Raw genomic sequence first — 7,045 nt, forward strand, 5'->3', positions numbered from 1 at the left:
GCGGAATATATTGAAACAGCTGGTATCGTTATTACTGGTGGCAACACTTACCATGGTTTCAGCACCTGCATCAGCTGGACTTGCTGATGCGCTTGACGGCATGTTCATGTCGAACAGCACCAGCGCGGGCGCCTTCACAAGCCAAAGCCGCGGCGGCATGGTAGGCGGTGGCGCAGCCCTTCGAAGCCCGGTTCGTAACATTAACCTGGTTGCTTTCGACCCGCCTCGATTCTCGGCCGGTTGCGGCGGGATTGATATGTTCGCGGGGTCATTCTCGTTCATCAACGCAGACGCCCTGGTTGCATTGTTCCGCCAAATCGCAGCGAACGCTGTTGGGGTTGCGTTCAAAGCCGCCATTGACGCTATCAACCCGGCTCTGGGCAAGCTGATGCAGGACTTCCAGAATAAGCTGCAAGCCCTGAACCAGATGATGAAGAACACATGCGCTGTGGCGAACTCCATCGTCAAGTCGTTCACAGATCCATCAGCTCGAAAAGAGATGGTTGACCAGGCATCGACGGCGGCCTCGGCAGCAACTGGCTCCTTCTCTGATCTGTTCGCTGGTTTGACAGATCTATTCAGCTCTCCGAACAGCAGTTCTGACAAAGGCACCAATGACGGAAGCTGCGAGGAGTGCGGCAACCCTGTTTGGAAAGCCCTTACCGACACCTCATCAGGCCAATACCTGGGTAACCCCGACACTGGCGAAGCTGACAGCAATCTCGCTAACGAAGTTGTGATGAGCATGATTGGCGCAGTAGTTATGACTGCGCCGGACAGCTCCTCGAAAAACTCTGACGGTTCTGAAAAGCCTAAGGTTGGTCAAATTTATAGCCCAACCTTGACACTGATGAATTTCAAAAACGGCTCAAGCTCCAACAGTACGCCGCTTAAACTCCTGCATTGCGACAACGGGTACGACCGCAACAAGTGCACTAGCATCAACCCCAATAAGACATTGAGCTTTGATGGCACCTTGGGCTACACCAACAAAATGCTGTTCGGCTACGCACAAGGCGCGACAAGTGGTACAGCTAGCACTTCGATTGTAGGCAAGCTTACAAACTGCACCAGTAACTCTTGCGACTTCACTGCAGCACAAAAACAGTTCATCAACTCTGTCAAAACACCTGCGCTTGCCTTGATTAGAAAGGTACAGCAATTCCCTGGGGCAATTCAGGGTGTTGCGGAACAAATGGCGCCAATCATCGCAAATGAACTGGCCCTGAAATATGGTGAGGCTGCTCTGTATGCAGCGAACCAGACATTCAACGGAGTTAAAGGCATCAAACCTGACTTTGTTGACCAGAACATTAACAAGCTCGTTCAGGAGCTCGCAGCCATCAGGGCGGAGGACGCAAACTTCCAACCAAGGGTTGTTGCTACCGAGCAGTGGATTAAGATGATTTTAACCAGCAACCCAGCGATCTTTGTTAAGCCGGGCCTCTAGGGATATATTATGGACTTCACTGTATTTGTACTAGGTGATGTTTCGACTTTTTACAATACGCTCAACAGCGTAGCGATGATATTCAACGCCAAGGGTTTCATGACTGGCGTGTACCTCGTTGGTGGGTTCATTGCGCTGATCTCAGGAATTATGTTTGTAATTCAGAAAGGCGCTTCGGAACAGTTCATCCCTGCAAACGGACCTGTGGGTGGCCTGTTTGGCTTCGCCATGATGGTTGCGTGTTGCACCATTAAGGCCGATGTGAAGATCGAGGATATCTACACAGGGACGGTCAACAAGGTTGATAACGTCCCCCTTGTAATCGCGGCACCAGCCAGCTTGTTCACAACGACAATGTACGGACTGTTTGAAAAAATCAACACAGCCTACCAAAGCACCTCAGGGAGTTACATGGCCGTCACTCAGAATGGCTTTGTCACTCCGTTGAAACTGCTTCTTACACTGCGCAAGGGTGTGGAGAATGTTGACCCGTACCTTGTGGCCAGCTTGAAACAATACATTATCGACTGTGTTCCTGGCTCAACGACATTCAGCATTGCGGATTTCCAAAAATCCACAAATATTGTTTCTTATGTATTAGGCCATTCCCGCGGCACGGGCCTTACCACCTATTGGGATAACGTCAATATTGGAGGCTCCGCTCTTTCTTGCCAGGAAGCACAGACCAAGATAGCACTCAAGGTTGATGCGTTCCCATCCTCCGCAGCCGCGAAACAAATGATCAATGCCGGCATGAAGGTTAAGAGCCCTTCGGGCAGTGCTTACACGCCTGACGATGTTAGTGCTGCAATTACCAACCTGGTGCCTTCGCTGTGGTCTGCCGCTCAAAGCGCTGATGATTTCATGGTGAACGCGCTGTTCTACAACTCTGTAGTAGGGACATACAACTGTCTAGATAGCGTTTCCGATCAAAACAGCTTCAATCTTTGTATGACATCGTTGACTCAGCAAGACGAGCAGTTCCGCTCCGATGCTGCGGCGTCTGGCAGTTTCTTTGCAAAGATCATGACACCGACAATGGTCTTCCTTCAGATTCTCTTCTTCGGCTTCGCGCCCATCGTCATCATTTACAGCCTGTTTAAAGGGGCTGGATCGCTGATGATGTATGTAAAGTTTCTGGGGTTCGGGATATGGACTACTTCCTGGCTGCCATTTTCCGCTGTGATTCAGATGTACATCCAAAACGATGTCGCAGAGAAACTGACTGAGTTCACAGAAGCTGGCCTAGTACCGAGCAACATGAAGGCGGTCTATTACGATGTTCTTGCAACTAGGCTGGGTATCGCATCGGATATGCTGGCCGCCACACCACTCATTTCTGCAGCAATGCTTGGCTTGACTGCTTACGGCATGGTAAGCCTTGCCAGCCGCTGGTCGGGGCGCGACCACAATGACGAGAAACTTCAGTCTCCTGATCTTGTAAAAAATGGGGCACATGTCGATGTGGCAAGCCGTAACCAGTACCAGTCAGAACATTCCGGCAGTGTAAATAACGGTCTGTCACTCAATGGCGCCAACTGGAACACGGCGGATCTAAAAAACACGCTAAGCACTTCCACCCAGAGTGCCTTCGGTTCCGACCATTCTAAGCGCAGCGAGAGCTCCTCAGCTGTCGAGGCCTCACTGCGCCAAATGTCCTCCTACAAATCCGGTGACAGCTGGACAGATCAGCGCATGCAATCGCTCGATCGCCAGCACAGCAATATTTCCCAGCAGGCGATGAAGCTGGGGGATAGCATTGGTCAGGCCTTGGGGTTCACTGGGAAGGAGATGAATTCCTTCAAAGAGGCGTTCGACGCGAAGGTGGGTTTCAGCGGTATCTTCGGCGGTGTTTCTGCTGGCATTCAGAACGCCACTGGGAAAGATATGACCAAGTCTCAGGCCTCAACCATTGCATCCCAGTTTGGTTCAGAGATCTCCAAAAATGAAAGTGACATGTCCGGGTGGAAGGCCTCAGTTGCTGATACGTTCTCTCATAGCACTGGCAGAGAAGCCGCAACTGAAAACGCCTTGGGTCGACGTCTGAGTGCAACCACCGCCGACACCCAATCGTCGTTCAATCGCTTCCAGCAAGCTACATCAGCGGAGGCCGGCGTTTCCGCAAACGCGAAGATCAGTGAGGAGACCACCGGCGGGAATCTCACCCGATCGCAGCAGGGGATGCAGGCGCTCAATCAGGCAATCGCCGGGCTCAGCGATTCGCAGCGCAGTGAATTCAACAAGAAATTCCCCGAGCTTGAAACCCGCTATGCCCAGCAATCCACTGGCATGGTTGGCGCTCGTGAGTCAGCCCAGCTGTGGGCCCTCAAGTCCATTGGGGCGGACACAGAGTTCGCGAATGTCATTTCGGCTATGACTGGAAACGTTGTGGGTGGGCCGAGCGAAGGTGATGCGGCCAAATTCCAAGGCGTAGGTGGGCGAGCAGCCCAGGTCAGTGACAACCCAGCCGGTCAGGTTTCTCGCGCTAACATCGGCAACCCGTCGACCAATGTTCCCGGGGTCAATCCGAATCAGGTCGGCCCTACTGGTGCTCCACAACCACAAGAGCTCAGGGAAGTCGCATCTGGAATGGATCCATACCGTTCCTACGAGGACCGCGAGACCTATGTATCGTCGCAAATGCCAAGCAGCCATGCCAAAGCTCAAGAGCAGATGCGGGCGGGTAAAACAGCACTCGAAAATGCGGACACTACCCTTTCCCCTGAGCAGATCCGCGACACAATGTCGGTCAAGCCAATCACGAACACCATGGTCGGCGTAGGCCAGGCCGAGCAGCAATGGGAGCAAGAAAACCCTAAAACTGCGATGGCCGTTACGGCAGCGACTATGTTTGTGCCAGGCGCAGGATGGGGTGGAGCAGCTATCAAAGGGACTCAAGCGACAAGAGCGGTTCTGGCAGCACGCAGCGCTGAAACTGCCTTGAAAGCAGCTGAAGCCGGTACCGAAGTTGCTCAGGCTGCACGCGTGGTCAATGCAGCTGGGCACGAGGTACCTGCGCTGCTTCGTGGCCAAGGCCAGGCTTCGCGGGTCGTGAACGCCGAACATGTGGCAGAAGCTGCTGAAACTGCGAAAGCCGCTGCAGCTACTGCGAAGACTGCTGGCCGCGAGGCCGCAGCCGCCACCAAGCTTGCTGGCAACGTTTCGGTTGTTCCAGGGATGATGATCGCTTCCGATCACATGGCAGACAACTACAATGCTGATGTGGCCGCCAACGGCAAGCCTGAGCGCTTTGAGCCCGGCTCAAGTGTGCGCTCAATGCTCCAGAGTGATGGCGCCACACCTGGCCCTCAAGCACAGAGTGGTCAGCCGCTTGTGACCCCAATGCCGGCGCGCGCCGACGCTCTTGCTCCCCTGGGCGGACACGCAGGCAACTTGATGGCTGCCCCGGGCGAAAATACGCAAGCTGCAGCCCATGGCCAGCCACTGGTCACACCAATTAATGCAAACGCTGAAGCGCCTGCCCCAGCACCAGCTCCAATACGACAGGAGGCGCCCCATGCACAGAGCAGTCAGCCTGTAGCAGCGGCAGCGCTCGCCGGGGGGGAGGGCAACGCACCGATCCGCCAAGACGCTGCACCTGTTCAAGCCAGCCAGCCCGTGGCGGCCGCAGCGCTGACCAGCGCCGAGGCACAGGCACCAATCCGTCAGGACGCTGCACCTGTACAAGCCAGCCAGCCCGTCGCGGCCGCAGCGCTGACCGGCGTCGAGGCTGCACCGATCACAGGTCACGCAGGGGAGCTTAGAGCGGCCCCAGGTGAGGGGCTCATGACCGCGGGGACTAGTCAGAACCTGATGGAGCCCATTGGTCACGCGTCCACCGCCGCTCACACCGGTCAACTCCATATGGGTTCGCAACCAGCCATGGCCGAGTCCCACACTGAACTACAAGCGGGCGAAATGATGACGGCATCGGGTGCTGGTTTGATGACTGCTGGTGCCCAATCGCAGGCTAGCGCTGGGCTCTCAGCAGGTGAGCCACAACTGTCCGGCTCAGATAATGGGTCAGGTAGCCCATACGGTGAAGGCATGATGGGAGCTGCGGATGCTTACGAGTCGCCGTTCAGTGGAGGAGGGAAGCCGGCACCCGTTACGCGAGTGATGACCCTGGAAAACACCGTTGTTACCCCGGAAGACAAGGGTGATGACGACGCCAAGCCGCCGACGACGAGAGGGGGCAAAAGCTAACTACAGCTGAAAAAGAAAGCCCGACTATGCCGGGCTTTCTTTTTTGTAACGCTGCCCGCCTTCGGACTGTACAGCTCTTCTTTGTAGATAGGATCCCTGGCACCGGGCTGGCCGCCAAAATGCAAAACCCCCGTGGGTACGGGGGTTTCCTGTTTTGACAATCTTTCCTGGCAGAACCAACCGTGGGCTGGGTTATTGCTCCAGCATCACCTTGGAAATCATGCCGTTGGCCAGGTTCATGTAGAGCGCACTATCGCCGGAAACATCGTCAGGTGTGATCACGTACTTCCCATTGATGACCATGGAAGGTGTGGCATCAACTCCATATGTGAGGAGCTTGGCAAAAGCCTTCTCCAGCCGCTGCTGAGTGACGTTGTGCCAGGCTTCGTTGAACCCCTGAACGTTCGAGATCGCTACAGCTTTCGTCCATGTATCAGGGCTCTCCATCGGCATGCCATTCTGCTGGATCAACGTATAGGCCGCCGACATGAATGCGTCGAGTCGGGCTGGATCTGCATCCTGGACAGCAAAAAATGCACGAGCAGCAATGTAATTGGCTTTGTCGGGGACCGCTACGGGAAGGAACTCAGCGGACCAGCCAGGCGGCATCGTTTTGGCCCACCGAGCCAAGGTCTGATCGTATGAAGCACAGACTGGACACGCAAAGGAAAAGAACACGATGACCTTGTGACTGTCTTCAGCCTGGGCCGCAACCTCTCTATACGGCAGCGACGGCAGCGACTCCTGTGCTAAGGAGAGGACTGGAGTTGCCAGCAGGGCTGCCATAGCCATCCGCGCAATAAACTTCTTCATATAAACTTTCCTTGCTGATGAGGTTCTGCTCGATGAGCATGTCGAAGATTGACTCTTGATTTCGCTCAGTGCGCCACAGCTCGACAGTATCCTTCAGTGCCCTGAAGTTGATTTTCCGGGTCGCGGCCAACTCATTCAAAAATTCCACCGCCCCCTCGGTGTAACCAAGAGCGTTCACCACGTCATCTTGTGACACAAGCGCCAGATCAATGAGGGCTTGCCCGAACTTTTTGACCTTGCCTTCAATCGTACACCGCAGCTGAAGTTCAGCTGCCTGATTTGCCTGCGTAAAGGTAATGAGGCCCTGAGCGATTAGAACATCACCGATGCGCCTAACCGCTGGCTTCACAGAATCATCTTTAATTAAGGTCCGTACCCGTCCCAAGGTTGTCAAGCCATCAGTTACCATCCGCACAGCGGATTGGCCTAATGTGTCGAATTGGCTCTGCCGTGCAGCAGCGTTCAACACAGCCATCTCTCCACCGCCACCGATAATGGCTGCACGCACTGATCTGTCTGATCTAATAAGCTCAATGATGGGGCATTTACCTGAAAACGAATCTTTCGAAGGCGCAA

General features: G+C 54.6%; 3 protein-coding genes and 1 pseudogene. 2 read left to right on the forward strand and 2 right to left on the reverse strand.

Translation table 11 applies throughout. The features are described from left to right. Positions 1 to 10 precede the first annotated feature (10 nt). Together APH36_RS23260 and APH36_RS23265 are read left to right on the forward strand one after the other, a co-directional pair. Entirely contained in the window at positions 11 to 1,450 is a 1,440-nt protein-coding gene (locus APH36_RS23260) for a conjugal transfer protein TraH (RefSeq protein ID WP_224459420.1), read from the forward strand. 9 nt (positions 1,451 to 1,459) lie between these two features. Further along, a complete protein-coding gene (locus APH36_RS23265) occupies positions 1,460 to 5,656 on the forward strand; it encodes a conjugal transfer protein TraG N-terminal domain-containing protein (protein WP_023383796.1) in 4,197 nt (1,398 codons plus the stop codon). Positions 5,657 to 5,848: 192 nt separating this feature from the next. Here the strand turns inward: APH36_RS23265 and APH36_RS23270 are convergent, their stop codons facing one another. Both APH36_RS23270 and APH36_RS32165 read right to left on the reverse strand, forming a co-directional pair. Further along, complete coding sequence (locus APH36_RS23270; protein ID WP_224459421.1) at positions 5,849 to 6,469, reverse strand: thiol:disulfide interchange protein DsbA/DsbL; 621 nt, start codon at positions 6,467 to 6,469, stop codon at positions 5,849 to 5,851. Next, a pseudogene (locus tag APH36_RS32165) lies at positions 6,375 to 7,045 on the reverse strand (hypothetical protein); the annotation flags it as partial. The pseudogene APH36_RS32165 and the gene APH36_RS23270, both read right to left, overlap by 95 nt.

Origin of the sequence: Pseudomonas sp. NBRC 111133 (assembly GCF_001320605.1) — a bacterium.
Classification (GTDB): domain Bacteria; phylum Pseudomonadota; class Gammaproteobacteria; order Pseudomonadales; family Pseudomonadaceae; genus Aquipseudomonas; species Aquipseudomonas monteilii.

Excerpts from the sequence above, each read along its gene's own strand:
- APH36_RS23265 (WP_023383796.1), top strand. The coding sequence starts at position 1,460 with ATGGACTTCACTGTATTTGTACTAGGTGATGTTTCGACTTTTTACAAT.
- APH36_RS23270 (WP_224459421.1), bottom strand. The coding sequence starts at position 6,469 with ATGAAGAAGTTTATTGCGCGGATGGCTATGGCAGCCCTGCTGGCAACT.